The sequence below is a fragment of the Prescottella equi genome (assembly GCF_020171745.1).
Classification (GTDB): Bacteria; Actinomycetota; Actinomycetes; order Mycobacteriales; family Mycobacteriaceae; genus Prescottella; species Prescottella equi_A.
In genome coordinates this window covers 22,995-38,855 of record NZ_JAIVAH010000028.1, presented here as the reverse complement: position 1 = coordinate 38,855, position 15,861 = coordinate 22,995, and the positions used below count along the sequence as shown (strand labels likewise).

General features: G+C 68.7%; 17 protein-coding genes. 4 read left to right on the top strand and 13 right to left on the bottom strand.

The genetic code is table 11. The features are described from left to right. Positions 1–109: 109 nt before the first annotated feature. Both LCL87_RS22390 and LCL87_RS22385 read right to left on the bottom strand, forming a co-directional pair. The gene (locus tag LCL87_RS22390; protein ID WP_225023650.1) at positions 110–841 is read right to left on the bottom strand and encodes an acetoacetate decarboxylase family protein; all 732 of its coding nucleotides are present in this window, start codon (positions 839–841) and stop codon (positions 110–112) included. Next, positions 838–1,698, bottom strand: a complete 861-nt coding sequence (locus tag LCL87_RS22385; protein WP_225023649.1) for an SDR family oxidoreductase — start codon at positions 1,696–1,698, stop codon at positions 838–840. Before LCL87_RS22385 ends, LCL87_RS22390 begins: the two co-directional genes overlap by 4 nt. Positions 1,699–1,818: 120 nt before the next feature. Between LCL87_RS22385 and LCL87_RS22380 the strand changes: the two genes are divergently transcribed. Then, positions 1,819–3,042: a cytochrome P450 gene (locus tag LCL87_RS22380; protein ID WP_225023648.1), complete on the top strand. Its 1,224-nt coding sequence runs from the start codon at positions 1,819–1,821 to the stop codon at positions 3,040–3,042. On the opposite strand, the gene LCL87_RS22375 is transcribed toward LCL87_RS22380, so the two are convergent. The 4 genes from LCL87_RS22375 to LCL87_RS22360 form a co-directional block, all read right to left on the bottom strand. Further along, positions 3,018–4,583: an HNH endonuclease signature motif containing protein gene (locus tag LCL87_RS22375; RefSeq protein WP_225023647.1), complete on the bottom strand. Its 1,566-nt coding sequence runs from the start codon at positions 4,581–4,583 to the stop codon at positions 3,018–3,020. The two genes, LCL87_RS22380 and LCL87_RS22375, sit on opposite strands and share 25 nt — an antisense overlap. Positions 4,584–4,623: 40 nt before the next feature. Beyond that, positions 4,624–5,052, bottom strand: coding sequence for a cupin domain-containing protein (locus LCL87_RS22370; protein WP_225023646.1), 429 nt, complete (start codon positions 5,050–5,052; stop codon positions 4,624–4,626). A gap of 95 nt (positions 5,053–5,147) precedes the next feature. Then, a complete protein-coding gene (locus LCL87_RS22365; protein WP_225023645.1) occupies positions 5,148–6,023 on the bottom strand; it encodes an aldo/keto reductase in 876 nt (291 codons plus the stop codon). A gap of 39 nt (positions 6,024–6,062) precedes the next feature. Next, on the bottom strand, positions 6,063–6,569 hold the full coding sequence (locus LCL87_RS22360; protein WP_225023644.1) for a nuclear transport factor 2 family protein: 507 nt from the start codon (positions 6,567–6,569) through the stop codon (positions 6,063–6,065). A gap of 150 nt (positions 6,570–6,719) precedes the next feature. Between LCL87_RS22360 and LCL87_RS22355 the strand changes: the two genes are divergently transcribed. Beyond that, positions 6,720–7,496, top strand: coding sequence for an SDR family oxidoreductase (locus LCL87_RS22355; RefSeq protein ID WP_225023643.1), 777 nt, complete (start codon positions 6,720–6,722; stop codon positions 7,494–7,496). Here LCL87_RS22355 and LCL87_RS22350 read toward each other — a convergent pair. Then, positions 7,468–8,121 (bottom strand): cation efflux transmembrane domain-containing protein, encoded by a 654-nt coding sequence (locus LCL87_RS22350; RefSeq protein WP_225023773.1) that lies wholly within the window; start codon positions 8,119–8,121, stop codon positions 7,468–7,470. The two genes, LCL87_RS22355 and LCL87_RS22350, sit on opposite strands and share 29 nt — an antisense overlap. After that, positions 8,121–8,450: an ArsR/SmtB family transcription factor gene (locus LCL87_RS22345; RefSeq protein ID WP_225023642.1), complete on the bottom strand. Its 330-nt coding sequence runs from the start codon at positions 8,448–8,450 to the stop codon at positions 8,121–8,123. Before LCL87_RS22345 ends, LCL87_RS22350 begins: the two co-directional genes overlap by 1 nt. Before the next feature lie 89 nt (positions 8,451–8,539). On the opposite strand from LCL87_RS22345, the gene LCL87_RS22340 reads away from it, so the two are divergent. Both LCL87_RS22340 and LCL87_RS22335 read left to right on the top strand, forming a co-directional pair. Continuing rightward, positions 8,540–9,352 (top strand): HAD family hydrolase, encoded by an 813-nt coding sequence (locus LCL87_RS22340; protein WP_225023641.1) that lies wholly within the window; start codon positions 8,540–8,542, stop codon positions 9,350–9,352. A 90-nt stretch (positions 9,353–9,442) separates the two neighbouring features. After that, positions 9,443–10,084, top strand: a complete 642-nt coding sequence (locus tag LCL87_RS22335) for a ScbR family autoregulator-binding transcription factor (RefSeq protein ID WP_225023640.1) — start codon at positions 9,443–9,445, stop codon at positions 10,082–10,084. A gap of 66 nt (positions 10,085–10,150) precedes the next feature. On the opposite strand, the gene LCL87_RS22330 is transcribed toward LCL87_RS22335, so the two are convergent. Genes LCL87_RS22330 through LCL87_RS22310 form a run of 5 tightly spaced genes read right to left on the bottom strand, consistent with a single transcriptional unit; the run spans position 10,151 to position 15,834 of the window. Beyond that, complete coding sequence (locus tag LCL87_RS22330) at positions 10,151–11,278, bottom strand: acyl-CoA dehydrogenase family protein (RefSeq protein ID WP_225023639.1); 1,128 nt, start codon at positions 11,276–11,278, stop codon at positions 10,151–10,153. Further along, complete coding sequence (locus tag LCL87_RS22325) at positions 11,275–12,261, bottom strand: acyl-CoA dehydrogenase family protein (protein ID WP_225023638.1); 987 nt, start codon at positions 12,259–12,261, stop codon at positions 11,275–11,277. The genes LCL87_RS22330 and LCL87_RS22325 overlap by 4 nt, the downstream gene beginning before the upstream one ends. After that, positions 12,258–13,397, bottom strand: coding sequence for an acyl-CoA dehydrogenase family protein (locus LCL87_RS22320; RefSeq protein ID WP_225023637.1), 1,140 nt, complete (start codon positions 13,395–13,397; stop codon positions 12,258–12,260). Before LCL87_RS22320 ends, LCL87_RS22325 begins: the two co-directional genes overlap by 4 nt. After that, the gene (locus tag LCL87_RS22315) at positions 13,397–14,260 is read right to left on the bottom strand and encodes an enoyl-CoA hydratase (RefSeq protein ID WP_225023636.1); all 864 of its coding nucleotides are present in this window, start codon (positions 14,258–14,260) and stop codon (positions 13,397–13,399) included. The genes LCL87_RS22320 and LCL87_RS22315 overlap by 1 nt, the downstream gene beginning before the upstream one ends. Further along, a complete protein-coding gene (locus LCL87_RS22310) occupies positions 14,257–15,834 on the bottom strand; it encodes a FadD3 family acyl-CoA ligase (RefSeq protein WP_225023772.1) in 1,578 nt (525 codons plus the stop codon). The genes LCL87_RS22315 and LCL87_RS22310 overlap by 4 nt, the downstream gene beginning before the upstream one ends. Positions 15,835–15,861 lie beyond the last annotated feature (27 nt).

Genomic DNA, 15,861 nt, shown 5'->3' with positions numbered 1-15,861 from the left:
GTAATCCTTTGCGCGAGGTGGAGAATCGAACTTGAGCAAGCGTCCAAGTCTCCAGCACACACCAGTCGGTCTCGAATCGCAAGGGCCGCCACGCCGAGCGCCGAGGTGGTCAGATCGAGGACGCGTCCCCGAACGTCATCTGCAGGTCCGGGATCGTGGTGGTCGCCAGGGCTCGGCGGGGCAGTCCCAGCGAGCGCAGTTCGTCGGCGACCGGGTGGTCGCCGAGGCGCAGTTCGGCGCCGCCCAGTCTCATTCGGACCCCTCGTGGGTTCATGTCCCAGGACGTGCAGCGGGTGATGCCGTCGAGGTTCGAGTACGCGTCGAGCGATGTGTTGGCGCCGCGTCCGGGCATCGGGATGCCCTGCTTGACGGTCAGTTCCGCGATGAGGTGCCCGTCCTGACTGACCTTGCCGCGGCGGACGTCGCTCACGTGGTCGGTGTCGAAATCGGCCAGGATCTTGGGAAATCCCCAGATGCCGCGGCCGGCGGCGAGCGTGAACTCGCCGTCGACCGGCAGTTGGTGGATGAGGGCGCCGCCGGTGCCGTTCGCCAGGGAGCGCAGGTCCTTTCGCACCGGGACGGCCCCACGCTGCTCGTGGTCGCGGACCATGAAGGTGACGCCGAATTCGTTGTACGGACCCAGGTCGCCGTCGATGTAGTCGACGAACACCAGCCCGCACAGTCCGCGACCACGGCGCCACTGCAGGATCTCGAGGCCAGTGTGGTCGATCAGCTTCTGGGCGGCGGCCGTCGGGACCGAGTACATCGCCATGAACGCAGACGCGGTCCGGATCTCGACGGGCATGTCGACCTGCTTGCCGAGCACCTGATGCGAACTCACTGCGACACCACTCCTCGTAGTCCGTCGGCGCCGTAGACCTGTTCGAGCATCGACGTGAAGTCGGGCCCGCGCCGGAGCATTTGACCGCCGTCGACGTTGATGACCTGCCCGGTGATCCAGGTGGACTGCGGGCCCAGCAGGAACAGCGCGAGCGCCGCGATGTCCTCGATCTCCCCGACGCGGGCCAGGGGTGTGCACGCCATGTAGTCGTCGAGGATCGGGCCGCCGTCGGTGATCATCGCGACCAGGTCGGTGCGGGTGAGGCCGGGACGGATGCCGTTGACGCGGACATTGCTGGCGCCCAATTCGTCGGCAGCCAGTTGCACCAGGTGATCGACGCCCGCCTTGGAGACCCCGTAGGCGCCGAACCAGCGGTGTGTGTTGCTGGATGCGATCGACGAGATCGCGACGATCGCACCGCCACCGGCCGCGACGAGCGCGCGGGCGCCGTGCTTGACGGTGAGCATCGTGCCGGTGACGTTGAGGTCGACGGTGCGGCGCCAGGCGTCGGCGTCGAGTTGTGTGATGGGGGCGATGGTCTCGTTGCCCCCGGCACAGGCGACGACGCCGTCGAGGCGCCCGGTGGTCTCGACCGCGCGGGTGACGGCCCGTTCGACGTCGCTCTCCACGGTGACGTCGGCGGCGACGGTGGAGATCGACCCGCCGGAGGAGAACGCGCCGGTCGCGGCGATCTTCTCGGCCGCCGTCGACAGCTTGTCGGCGCTGCGGCCGCAGATCGTCACGTGTGCGCCGGCCGCCACGAGATTCTGGGCGATCCCGAGGCCAATGCCGCTGCCGCCGCCTGTGACCAGGACCGATCTGCCGGTGAATGCGCCGGTATCCGCCTCCGAACCCATCACGTCTCCCCTCGTGTGTCCGATACCCCGCCGATCGTAGGAACAAGTTCTACTATCGGGGCAGGTTTGGGTGATTGTCGAGGCTTTCTGGTTCGTCCGTTCGGATGAAGGAGCACGCGGATGACGATCGTGAACGAGACCGATCTGCTCGATGGCCGCTTCTACGCGGGCGCGTCGGGCGATCCCCGCGCGGCCTACGCGTGGATGCGGAGCCATCAACCGGTGTTCCGGGACCGGAACGGGGTGCCGGCCGCGGCGTCGTACGCGGCGGTGATCGCCGCCGAGCGCGACCCGGGCCTGTTCTCCAACGCGGGCGGGATCCGGCCGGAGACCGGTCCGCTGCCGCAGATGATCGACATGGACGACCCCGCGCATCTACAGCGCCGCCGGCTCGTGAACACCGGCTTCACCCGCAAGAAGGTGGAGGCGAAGATCGGCCGGATCCGGGAGATCTGCGACCAGCTGATCGACGCGGTGTGCGAGAAGGGTGAGTGCGACTTCGTCGCCGAGCTGGCCGCCCCGCTGCCGATGGCGGTCATCGGCGACATGCTCGGGGTCCGGCCCGAGGAGCGGGACGTCTTCCTGCAGTGGTCGGACGATCTGGTGAAGGCGTTGGGCAGCAACGCGACCGAGGCGCAGTTGAAGGCCATGATGGACGCGTATGTCGCGTTCAACGAGTACACCTTCCGCACCATCGCCGAGCGGCGCAAGGACCCGGCAGACGACCTCATCAGCATCCTCGTGCACGCCGAGATCGACGGGCAGCGGCTCGACGACCAGGAGATCGTCAACGAGTCGCTGCTGATCCTCATCGGCGGCGACGAGACCACCCGGCACGTGCTCAGCGGCGGTATGGAACAGCTGATGCTGCACGAGGATCAGCGTGATCGGCTGGTGGCCGAGCCGTCGGGCATTCCGCTCGCGGTGGAGGAGATGCTGCGGTGGGTCTCGCCGATCAAGAACATGGCCCGCACCGTCACCCGCGACACCACCTTCTTCGGCACCGACCTACGGGAGGGCGAGAAGATGCTGCTGCTGTTCGAGTCCGCGAACTTCGACGAGACAGTGTTCGACGACCCCGACCGCTTCGACACCCGACGCTCTCCGAACCCGCACGTGGCCTTCGGTTTCGGCACCCACTTCTGCCTCGGCAACCAGCTCGCGCGGTTGGAGGGTGTGATGATGTTCGAGCGCCTGCTCGCGCGCCTGCCGGACATGGCACTCGCGACGTCCGAGCCGCTGCCGCGCCGGCCCGCGAACTTCGTCTCGGGTCTCGAGGCGATGCCGGTGAAGTTCACCGCGGCGGCGGAAGATCCAAGTCAGAATGGCGGAATGCCGTCGTAGTCGATGGTCCTGGCGGGACAGGACGTGCGCGGGGCAGGGCGTCGGCGACTGCGTGCGGGGATCAGGCTGTCGAGGAGATAGTCGAGGTTGCCTTCGGCCGTCGAGTAGTTGAGCCGCGCGAGGGTGCGGGCATCGGTGAGCCGCGCCGTGAGTCGGTCGTCGAGTCCGGCCGTCAGATCCGGTTGCATCTCCGGATCGGAGAACGGCCCGCGTGGATGCGTCACCGTGGCCCGGCCGGTGGGGTCGAGCCATTCGAGGCGGCCTTCACCGATCTGACGGACGGACCAGTAGCCGAGAGTCTTGAGCCGGTGATGGGTCCGACACAGGCACGCAAGATTCGATTCGGTGGTGAGCCCGCCCCGAGCGTGGTCCTCATGGTCGAACGGAATCGTGTGGTCGAGGTCGCAAGCGGTGGCCGGCGCGTTGCAGTTCGGGAATCGGCACACGCCGTCTCTCGTGCGAACGATCTCAGCTAGTCGGGCACCGGGTCGATAGGTTGTTTCCTGCAATCGTTTTCGCGTTCTGGTCGCGATCGTCGAAGGGGAGTGTTTCGGGGACGGAAGCGGCGGGCCGATGCCGAGTACCGGTCCGGTGAGTGGGCCCTCGGCCAGCCTCGCCCGATCGACTGCGGACAGCGTGAGGATCCGCTTCCACGTTGCATCCGCGGCGAGTTCGCGGGCGAGGTCGGCGTCGATGGCTCCGTATCCGGACAGGTAGCCGGGCGCGTCGTCGAACCCGAGGAGGGTCGATGTATTCACTCCGACGAGTACCTGGACCTTCATGCCCGAGCCTGTTGCGGCGCTGCCGTCACTGGCCGTGCACTCCGGTGAGCCGCAGCGGCATACGAGGTGGGTGTCGCCGGCGGCCAAGGCGACGAGGGCATCCGCGCGGCGTTGAGCCTGGGTGCGTGGATCGTGTGCGCAGACGTCGAAGGCCATCGCGCGGAGGCGCATCGCAAGGATGCGGCCACCTTCGGCGGGAAGCAGACCGTCGAGATGCGACATCGCGTTGTCACCGGCGATCACTCGGACGTCACGGTCGTCGGCGGCCCGAAGCCGCCGTTCCCGCGCGCCGTCCGGGTCGAGTCGGGCGATCAGCCGTCGGGCGCGTTCCTTGAGCCTGGAGGTGGTCGAGCGGCCCGCGCCGTCGAGCAGGCGGCGCTCGATCTCCTCCAGTTTGTCGTCGGAGACGTTCGCCAGTGCCTCGGACAGCGCATGAGCCTTCGCGAGGTCGATCCGGCCGACCTGGAACTCGGCGCGGACCTGGTGCAGGCGCCACCGCAGATCGCAGCCCAGTCCGATCATGCGCCGTGCCGCGGTTTCGGTGAGACCGAGGATGCCGGCGACCTCGACGTGCGCGAACTCGCCCTGATGCGCCTCGTTCCGTCCCGCGCGCGCATCTTCTTCGCAGCGAAAGATGAACAGTGTTGTCACCGAATCGATCTCGCGGAACTGTTCGCGCGCGATGCGGGCGTGTAGCTCGACGAGTGCGGCGGACGCCTCCGCGTCCACCGTCCCGCCCGCCGCCACCGTTTCGAACATAGTTTCGATGGTAGCGGAGCCCTCCGACAGGCGCGGGCGACTACGCGCAGCCCGGCGCGGGTGCGTCCTCCGACATCGGCTTCCCCGTCGGAAGCACGTACAGCACGTGCAGCACCATCGGTGCGGGGCCGATGTTGCGGCCCATATGGACGTAGTCGTGCCCGCTCGGTTCGACGATGGTGCCACCGGCGTTGTAGATGCCGTCGGTGGTGCAGTCCGACTTGTAGTGCGTCAGCGTGCCCTCGGTGACAATGCCGTACAGCATGCCGTCGTGGAAGTGCCAGCCCGTGGTTCCGCCGGGCGAGATCGTGATCTTCCGGAGGATGTAGTCCTTGTCGTCCACCGTCGCCTGCGCGATGATCTCGCCGGTGACGCCCTCGCTCGGGGTGGCCGCGGCGACACCCGGTGTCAGGCCGAGCGCGACCGCGGCGGAGATGGCGGCGAGGGCGAGGCGGTGTCGAGCGCGCATGTGTGGTCCTTCCCGAACCGGTCGAGGTGCGGGATCATCCTGCGCGCACGGGGCCGGAGGTCGCGGCGTTTTTCGCGAAACTCCCGGCGATCGTCCTATTTCGGTGCGCCCAGGTTCATCTCGTCCGGGTGGAAGCCGACGCGCACGCCGTCGTCGAGGGTTGCGATGGCGGCCAGGTCCTTGTCGGTGAGCGCGAAGTCGAACACGTCGATGTTCTGCGCGATCCGGTTGTCGTGCACCGACTTCGGGATGACGATCAGGCCGTTCTGCAGGTGCCAGCGGATGAGGACCTGGGCGGGGGACTTGCCGTGTGCCTCGCCGATGCGGGTGACGACGGGGGCGTCGAGCAGGGTGTTGGGTTTGGACGCGGGGCCCCACCCGGAGTTGCTGGTGCCACCCAGTGGACTCCACGACTCGACCGCGATGCCGTGCAGGGCCGCGAAGTCTCGGATCGCGTGCTGGGGGAGGTGCGGGTGGAGTTCCACCTGGTCGACGGCGGGCAACAGGCCGCCGCGGTCGACCAGGTCCTGGAGGTGGTGTGGTTCGAAGTTGCACACGCCCACTGCCTTGGCTCGACCGGATTCGGCGATCTTCTCCATTGCGTCCCACGTGCGCAGGCGGGTGTCCTGATCCTGCAGCGGCCAGTGCACCAGGTACATGTCGACGTAGTCGAGGCCGAGGCGGGACAGGCTCGCGTCGAATGCGGCCAGGGTGGGCTCGTAGCCCTGATCGGAGTTCCACAGCTTGGTGGTGACGAAGATGTCCTCGCGCGCCACCGTCGAGTTCGCGACGCCGCGGCCCACGCCCTCCTCGTCGCCGTACGCGGCGGCGGTGTCGACGTGCCGGTAGCCGGCGTCGTCGAGTGCGAAGCGGACGGCGTGCTCGGTCTCGTCGTTGGTGGCCTGCCACACGCCCAGGCCGAGTTGGGGGATGACTGTTCCGGAATTCAGGGTGATCTCGGGAGTGGTCATGGATCCAGGCTAGGAGCCTTCCCGTCGCGTCGCAGGTAGTCAGGCGCCCTTCGCCGGCGGCTGCGCCCACATGTGCGAGAGGAGTTCGAAACTCGGCACGTCGTCGAGCGAGATCATCGACTCGTAGATCCGGTCGTACGACGTGCGAGTGATCCGCCAGCGGCCGTCCTCGTCGCGGCGATAGACGTCCCGGTAGTAGCCCGCCCCGCGGATCAGGCACCGGTACTCGGAGACGATCACCGTGTCCTCGAACGCCCACGATCCTTCCGCGGTGGACCCGGCGACCGTGATCTCGGGGTGGTGGGCGAAGTGCACCGAGGTGACCGCCGGGCCCAGTGCCTTGCGCATGAACCCGGCCAGCGCCTCCCGGCCGTCGAACACCAACGGCTTGCCCAGCGCGTGCGTGCCGTACTCGGCCACGATGTCCACCGCGAGCGTGTCCGCGAACTCGTCCCAGCGCTTGAGGTCCAGCGAACGGAAGTACCGGTACTTGAGTTGCCGGATGTCCTCGAGGGCGTCGAATTCTTCAGCAGAGCGGGTGGTCATTCGCGGAGCATCACACAGCGGTCCTTCTGCCCGGGTTGCTTCTGCGGAATTGGTTCGGGTGCAGAGAATCCCGTTCGGTGGGAGCGATCGGCCGGACTGATCCTCCGGGCTGCCACCATGTGCACACTGTCGGAGCGGACGGAGGACACGATGGACCTCGGTGTGGAGCAGTTCGGGCTGAGTGGGCGCACGGCCTTGGTGACGGGCGCGGGCCGGGGCGTGGGCGCGGGAATCGCGCAGGTTCTGGCGGCCGCCGGAGCGACGGTGGCTGTGAACGATCTCCACGCCGAACGCGCGGAGTCGGTGGTCGACGCGATCGTCGAGGCCGGGGGAGCGGCGGTCCCCTGCCCATTCGACGTCACCGACGCGGAGCGAGCCGAGGAGGAGCTCGCCCGATTGACGGACCTCGTGGGTGACGTCGACATCCTCGTCCACAACGCCGGCATCCCCGACGGCGGTGGGCGGCCGAACCGGTTCGTCGACATGCCGCCGTCCGACTGGCAGCTGCAGATCGACCTCAACCTGGTCGCAATGATGCGCATGGTGCAGGCGGTGCTGCCCCGGCAGATCGAGAACGGCTGGGGCCGCATCGTCCAGATCTCGTCGGGCGCATCATCGCAGGGGCTACCGATCGGTGTCGGGGCGTACGGCGCCGCGAAGGCGGGCTCGGAGGGTCTGGTCCGGCATCTCGGTGTGGAATGCGGACCGCACGGCGTCACTGCCAATGCGTTGGCACTGGGTCTGATGGAGGGCCTGGGTCGCGCAGACGAGCCCGATGTGCAGAAGATGATTCGCGGGGTTCCGATCGGTCGGCTCGGCACCGGCGCCGACGTCGGTGCGGCCGTCCTGTGGTTGTGCAGCGAGGCCGGTGGCCTGGTGAACGCTCAGGTGATCCACCTCAATGGTGGCACTGTGTTCGGTCGCTGACCGGGGCCGCGCAGCACGCGTCGCCCTTCCACGCGTCGATGCCCTCGCGCACCGCGACCGCGGCGATGACCAGGGCGGCGATCGGGTCGGCCCACGCCCACCCGAACAAGCTGTTGAGGAGCAGCCCCACCAGGAGCACCCCGGACAGGTAGGTGCACAGCAGCGTCTGCTTCGAATCCGCCACCGCGGACAGCGATCCCAGTTCGCGGCCTGCCCGTCGCTGCGCCCACGACAACACCGGCATGATCGCGAGACTCACGGCGGCCAGCGCGATGCCGACCGTGGAGTGCCGAGCCTCGCCCACACCGAACAGCGCGCGCAGGGAGTCGACGGTGACGTATGCGGCGAGGCCGAAGAACGAGAACGCGATGATCCGCAGCGCTACCCGCTCGCGCGCCTCCGGATCGCGTCCGGCGAACTGCCACGCCACGGCCGCGGCCGACGACACCTCGATCACCGAGTCGAGACCGAACCCGATCAGTGCCGTCGACGACACCCGAACACCCTCGGTGAGCGCGACTGCGGCCTCGATCACGTTGTAGGTGATGGTGGCGGCGACGAACCAGCGGATGCGCCGCGCGAGTACCGCCCGCCGATCGGGCGACACCGCGACACCGGACGGCATCAGCAGCAGCTCTCGTCGGCGGCGGCCGGGCAGCACGCCGGGTCGACCGCCAGCACCAGTCCCAGCAGGTCGCCGAGGGCGTGCCCGATCCGCGGATCGGCGAGTTCGTACCGGGTGCGCCGGCCCTCCGGTACCGCGACGACCAGCCCGCAGCCGCGAAGGCAGGCAAGGTGATTCGAGATCGTCTGTCGGGAGACGCCGATCGTGTCGGCGAGATCGGACGGGTAGCCGGGACTCGTGCGCAGGCTCAGCAGTATCTGCGCCCGCGTCGCGTCGGAGAGCGCGTAGCCGAAGCGCGCCAGGGCGTCGCGGTGCATCAGGGTCTCCATGCCGTGACAGTACATCGAATTCTGTATTCAGAAAAGGGTGTATCGAATGCGGCGGCCGCGCCTCATCCCGCGCCTGGGATCATCGACAGGTGACGCGAATCAGACTGGTGGCCTCCGATCTCGACGGCACGCTGCTGCGGTCCGACCGGACGGTGTCGCCGCGCACGGCGCGGGCGATGGCGGCCGCGCGGGACGCCGGCATCGAGGTGGTGTGGGCGACCGCGCGGGCCCGGCACTCGGTGGACGCCCTGGCCCGGTCCTGCGGCTTCCGCGGCGAGGCGATCTGCGCCAACGGGGCCGTCACCCTCGATCTCGCGGACGGCACCCCCGAGATCACCGGCACCGTCTCGATCGAAGTCACCGAGGCGCTTGCGGCGATGGAGCGCGTCCGCACGCTCGTGCCCGGCGTGGTGTTCGCCAACGTCGGGCCGACGACATTCGTGGCCGAACCCGAGTACGCGGCGCTGTGCGACTACGCCGACCACCACCGGACCCTGGACGAGATGATCCTCGAGGAACGACTGCCCCGGGTGGGGGAGCCGATGGTCAAGATCGTCGCCCGGCATCCCGAGGTGCCCAGCCACGAGCTGTACCGGCTCGCGGTCGCGGCCGGGGTGGACGGCGTCGAACTGACGCACTCGGGTGCGCCGTACGTCGAGATGGCGGCGACCGGGGTGTCCAAGGCCAGCGCGCTCGCGCGGCTGTGCGCGGCGAGAGGCATTGGCGCCGACGAGGTCGCGGTGATCGGTGATGCCGTCAACGACATCCCGATGCTGATGTGGGGCGGCACCGCGCTGTGCCCGGAGAACGCGATCCCCGAGGTTCGTGCCCTCGCCGACCGGGTATTGCCCCCGAACGACGACGACGGCGTCGCGCAGTATCTCGAAGAACTGACGGCCTGACCAAAATTCGTCGAAATAACTCTGGTCGGATTCCCCTTCGTCGGCAATGATTCATTGCGTCGGAACACGTCAGACGAAGGGTGCGGCTTGATGCTCAGGCAGGAACGGGCGGTGATCACGCGGCAGCAGATCGTCAACGGTGCGGCGGAGATGTTCGACCGCGTCGGATACGAGCGGGCCAGCCTCGCCGAAATCGTCGAATTGTCCGGTATCACCAAGGGGGCGCTGTACTTCCACTTCAAGTCGAAGGACGAGCTCGCGAGTGTGGTCATCGACGAGCAGCACGCCATCTCGATGAAGGCCGTCGAGGCGATCACCTCCTCGGGTGAGTCGGGGCTCGATCAGTTGGCGATGCTCTGCTACGAGATGGGTCGGCAGATGCTCGAGGACAACATCGTGCGGGCCGGCATCCGACTCACCCTCGAGATGAGTGCCGAAGGAGGGCCCCAGAGGCCGTACGCGGACTGGATCGACGCCTGCGACCGCGTGGCGCGCGCCGCGATCGAGGAGGGCGACGTCGTCGACACGGTCGTCCCGGAGGAGTTGGGCCGCTTCATCGTCGGTGCCTTCACCGGCGTGCAGATGGTCTCCAACGTGCTCACCGGACGGGAAGATCTGTACGAGCGCATCGACCAGATGCTGTCGTTCCTCCTGCCCGGGATCATGGCGCCGCGACGCCGTCACAAGATCGACCGGATCCGGGAGGCCCGCTGGACCCCGACCGAGGTCTGAAACACCCGACATACGCCGAGAGCCGGCCCGGAAGATACCGGGCCGGCCCTCGAACCGGGGACGAGATCAGGCGGGCAGACCCGCGAGCGTCTCCATCTCCTTGAAGAACTCCTCCGGCTGGCCGAGCAGCTGCGCGCTGCCGTGGGCCCGCTTGAAGAACAGGTGCGCGTCGTGCTCCCACGTGATCGCGATGCCGCCGTGCAGCTGGATCGAATCACCGGTGACGGCGAGCAGTGCCTCCGAGCAGTACGCCTTCGCGACCGCGGCGTCGGCGGCAGCCGTCGGCAGACCCTCGCTCAGCGAGTACACGGCCGCGTACGACGCCGACCGGGCCGTCTCCACCAGGAAGTACAGGTCTGCCATGCGGTGCTTGAGCGCCTGGAAGCTGCCGATCGCGCGACCGAACTGGACGCGATCCTTGCTGTAGTCCACCGTCATCTGCAGGCAGCGCTCGGCGGCGCCGACCTGCTCGGCCGACAGCGCGACGATCGCGATGGTGCGAACCTTCTCGAGCGCCGCGGTCGCGTCGTCGGCGGTGAGCCGCACGGCCGGGGCGGACGCGAACTCCACCAACGACATCGGACGGGTGAGGTCCATCGTCGGCAGCTGGCGGCGGGCGACGCCGGCAGCGGTCGGGTCGACCTCGAACAGCGCGATCGCGCCGTCCACGGAGGCGGCCACGATCAGCACGTCGGCGTGTGCGCCGTCGAGCACGTAGTGGGCGGCACCCGAGACCGTGTAGCCGTCGGCGTCGCTGCCGGCGGCCGTGCACGCGACGTCGTCACTGCGCCAGTGGCCCTCGGGGCCCACCCAGCACAGCGCGGCGATGGACGAGCCCTCGGCGATACCGGGCAGCAGGCGCTCGCACGCCTCCTCGTTGCCGGTCGCCAGGATCGCCTGCGCGGCCAGGACCGCGGAGCCGAACATCGGCGACGGCGTCAGCGCGGCGCCGAGCTCCTCGAGCACCAGGTGCTGCTCGACGAGCGTGGCACCGAAGCCGCCGAACTCCTCCGGGATCGCGAGCGCCGAGACACCGACCTGCTGGCACAGCAGATCCCACAGGCCGCGGTCGAACGCCTCGCCCGACTCGAGCGTCTTGCGCAGCGCGGCCGGATCGGCCCGCTTGGCCAGCAGCTGGGCGACAATCTTGCGGAGCTCGATCTGCTCCTCGGTGAACACGCCGACCCCGCTCACAGCGCGCTCGCAATCCGTGCGCGGTGTGCAGAGGCGGTGCCCCACGCGGACTGCAGCGCCCGCGTCTTGGTCAGCCACAGCGACAGGTCGCACTCGAGGGTGTAACCGATCGCGCCGTGGACCTGCAGTGCCTTGCGCGACGCCACGTATGCGGCATTCGCGGCGGCGACCTTGGCGGCCGAGACGTCGCGGGCGACGGTGTCGGACCCCTCGGCGATGGAGATCGCCGCGCCGTAGACCAGCGGCGTCGCCATCTCGACGGCCACGAGGGCGTCGGACATGTGGTGCTTGACGGCCTGGAAGCTGCCGATGACGCGACCGAACTGCGAACGGTTCTTGGCGTATTCGGTGGCGGTCTCGATCATCGCGTGACCGGCGCCGATCAGCTGCGCCGACGCGGCCAGCACCGCGAGGTCGTAGGCCTTCTCCGCGGCGGCGGCGACGTCCGCGCCCTGCGCGAGCGTCTCGACCGACTCGACCTCGAACAGGCGACGGGCCGGGTCGACCGACTCCAGCTGCGTGGTCGGGCGGACCAGCTCGAGGGTGTCACCGGAAACCCGCAGCACCGGCTCGGCGACATCGGCGTCGAGGGCACGCGGCGTGGACGGCTCGAGCACCAGCGACGCGAGGTTGCCCTCGGCGATGCCGGGCAGGAAGCGCTTGGCCAGCTGCTGGTCGTTCAGCGCCGACAGCAGGGCGGGGACGGCGGCGGCCGTCTCCAGGATCGGGCCGGGAACCGCGGCGCGGCCCAGCTCGATGAACGCGACGGCCAGGTCGGCCGGATGCGCGCCGATGCCGTCGAACTCCTCGGGCACGGCCAGCGCGGTCACACCCGTCTCGGCGAGCTGCTGCAGCAGCGCCAGACCCGCGGCGGTGTCGTTCTCACCCCACGACCGGACGACGGCCGGGGTGTTGGCGTTGGCGAGCAGGCCGCGGAGGCTCTCCGCGAAATCGCGCTGCTCGGTGGACAGAGAGAATTTCATCGATCCGCCTTCGGGAGTCCGAGCATCCGCTCGGCAACGATGTTGCGCTGAATTTCGTTGGTGCCGGCGTAGATCGGGCCGGACAGCGAGAACAGGTACCCGTCCTGCCACTTGCCGGCGAGCTCGCCGTCGGCGCCCATGATGTCGAGCGCCGTCTCGTGGATGCGGACGTCGAGCTCGGACCAGAAGATCTTGTTGATCGAGCCCTCGACGCCGAGGGGGACACCCTCGAGCATGCGGGTGACGGTGCCCCAGGTGTGCAGGCGGTACGCCTCGGCGCCGATCCACGCGTCGACGACGCGGTCACGCGCGGCGGTGTCGGTGTCGTCGGAGTTCGCCTTCCACACCTCGATCAGGCGGTTCACCGCGGAGATGAAGCGGCCCGGGCTGCGCAGCGACAGGCCACGCTCGTTGGAGGCGGTGCTCATCGCGACGCGCCAGCCGTTGTTGACCTCACCGACGACGTCGGCGTCCGGGACGAAGACGTCCTCGAAGAAGATCTCCGCGAAGCCGGGCTCGCCGTCCAACTGCGGGATGGCGCGCACGGTGACGCCGTCCTGGTTCAGCGGGAACATGAAGTACGTCAGACCCTTGTGGCGCTGGGCCTCCGGGTCGGTGCGGAACATGCCGAAGCCCCAGTCCGCGTACACCGCACGCGAGCTCCACGTCTTCTGGCCGTTGAGGATCCAGCCGCCCTCGGTGCGACGAGCCGTCGAGCGGATGCCCGCCAGGTCGCTGCCGGCCTCCGGCTCGGACCACGCCTGCGCCCAGATGACGTCGGCGCGGGACATGCTCGGCATGATGCGCGCGAGCTGCTCCTCCGTGCCGTGCTCGAACAGCGTCGGCGCGAACAGGAAGATGCCGTTCTGGCTGACGCGGCCGGGGGCGCCGGCCTTGTAGTACTCCTCCTCGAAGAGCACCCACTCGATCATCGACGCGTCACGACCGCCGTACTCGGCTGGCCACGAAACGGTCGACAGGCGTGCGTCGGCGAGCTTGTGCTCCCACTCGCGGTGGGCCTCGAAGCCCTCCGCGGTGTCCATCGACGGCAGCGGTTCCGCCGGGACGTTGGCCGCGAGCCATTCGCGCACTTCCAGCTGGAAGGCGCGGGCCTTTTCATCCAGTTCGAGATCCACTATTTCGCCTTCGCTTTCATACTGTTGACGTCCATTCCACCCAGCGAGTCCCTGCCCACCTCGGCATTGTGCGCGTGGGCAAAGTGGTGCAGGCCGAACACCGCATCCATACCGGCGCGCTGACCCATGAGGTCCTCGCACTGGTTGACGGCCTTCTTGGTGAGCGCCAGGCCGAACCGCGGCATCTCCGCGACGCGGGCGGCCAGCGCCAGGGTCTCGGTCTCGAGGTCGGTGCGCGGCACCACCCGGTTGACCATGCCCACCTCGTACGCGCGCTGCGCGGAGAAACGATCGCCCGTGAAGAGGATCTCCTTCGCGAACCGCGATCCCAGCACCCACGGGTGTGCGAAGTATTCGACACCCGGAACGCCCATGCGGACAACGGGATCCGAGAAGTACGCGTCATCCGAGGCCACGATCAGGTCGCAGCACCACGCGAGCATGAGGCCACCGGCGATGCAGGCGCCGTGGATCTGCGCGATCATCGGCTTCGGGATCTCCCGCCACCGACGGCACATGCCCAGGTAGACCTCGGTCTCGCGGGCGAAACGCTGGTCACCGCCGGCCTTGCCGAGGTGGTCCCACCACAGCGCGGCCTTGTTTTCGTAGTGCACGTGGTGGTCGCGGCCGGGCGTACCGATGTCGTGGCCGGCGCTGAAATGCTCGCCGTTGCCGGCCAGCACGATCACCTTCACGTCGTCGTCCTCGACGGCCCGCTCGAAGGCGGCGTCGAGGGCGTACGTCATCACCGAGTTCTGGGCGTTGCGGTAGTCGGGGCGGTTCAGCGTCACGAACGCGACGTGGTCCCGCACCTCGTACGTGACGACTTCCCCCTCGTCAGGAACACCGTGGGGGTCGGTCATGCCTTGCCCTCCCGCAGATCGTTCTTGAGCACCTTGCCCGACGGGTTGCGCGGCAGCGCGCCGACGATCGCCACCTCGCGCGGGATCTTGAAGTTCGCCAGGCGCTCCTTGCAGAACGCGATGACCTCGTCCTCGGTCAGGGCGACACCGGGCTTCGGAACGACGTACGCGCGGCCGACCTCGCCCATGCGCTCGTCCGGGATACCGATGACGGCGGCCTCGGCGAGGGATTCCATGCGGGCCAGCGCGTTCTCGATCTCCGCGGGGTACACGTTGAACCCGCCGGAGATGTACATGTCCTTGAGGCGGTCGGTGATGTCGAGGTAGCCGCGCTCGTCGAGCACGCCCACGTCGCCGGTGTGCAGCCAGCCGTCCGCGTCGATCGTCTTCTTCGTCGACTCGGGGTCGTCGAGGTAGCCGAGCATGACGTTCTCGCCGCGCACCAGGATCTCGCCGTGCTCGCCGATCCGGACCTCCATGCCGGGGATCGCGCGGCCCGACGAGGTCGCCACCGTCACCGGATCGTCGTCCGTGCGGCACATCGTCACCACGACCGCCTCGGTCTGGCCGTAGGCGGTGATGACGGCGTCGTAGCCGAGCTCGGCCTGCATGCGCTCGACCAGGACGACCGGGATCGCGGCCGCACCGGTGATCGCGACGCGCAGGCTCGACAGGTCGTAGTCGTCGCGGGTCGGGAAGTCGAGGATCGTCTGGTGGATGGTCGGGGCACCCGGCAGCACGCTGATCTTCTCGTTCGCGATGGTCGCCATGATGGTCGGGACGTCGAAGACCGCCGCCGGGACCATCGTCGCGCCACGCAGGATGCACACCATGAGTCCGGCCTTGTAGCCGAAGGTGTGGAAGAACGGGTTGATGACCAGGTAGCGGTCGTTCTGGTCGACCTCGGCGCAGTCGGCCCACGCGTCGGCGATACCGACGGTCTGGCGGTGCGCGGTCATGACGCCCTTGCTCTTGCCGGTGGTGCCGGACGTGAACAGGATGTCGGCGACGTCGTCGGGGGAGACGGCGCGAGCGCGAGCGTCCGCCTCCTCCACCGAAACCGGCTCGGCCGCGGCCGCGAGCTGATCCCACTCGAGGATCTCGCCGCCGGGGAACTCGGTGGTCGGGGCACCGGCCGCGGGGTCGTCCGACGGCGTGCGGAGCACGAGCTGCAGCGTCGGGATGCCGCCGGAGCCGGCGGCCTTGAGAACGTCGGCGAGGCGATCGTTCTTGAGGAAGCGATCCGGCACGACCAGGACCTTGGCCCGGGTGCGCTCGAGCAGATCGAGGGCCTCGTGTCCGGTGTAGCGAGTGCTGATCGGCACCAGCGTCGCGCCGGCGTACTGCGCGGCGAGGAACGCCTCGATCCAGTGGTGGGTGTTGGGGGCCCAGACCGCAACGCGGTCGCCTGCTTCGACACCCTTGGCCATCAATGCCCGGGCGGCGAGGCGCACGCGCTCCAGCAGCTCGGTGTAAGTGGTGCGGTCGGAACCGTCCGCTACAGCCTCGTTCGATCCGAATTGCTCAGCGGCGCGCCACAGCGCGGCCGGGGTCGTCCGGGGCTCGGTGGTCACATTCGTGCTCACAATCTCTCCTAAGGC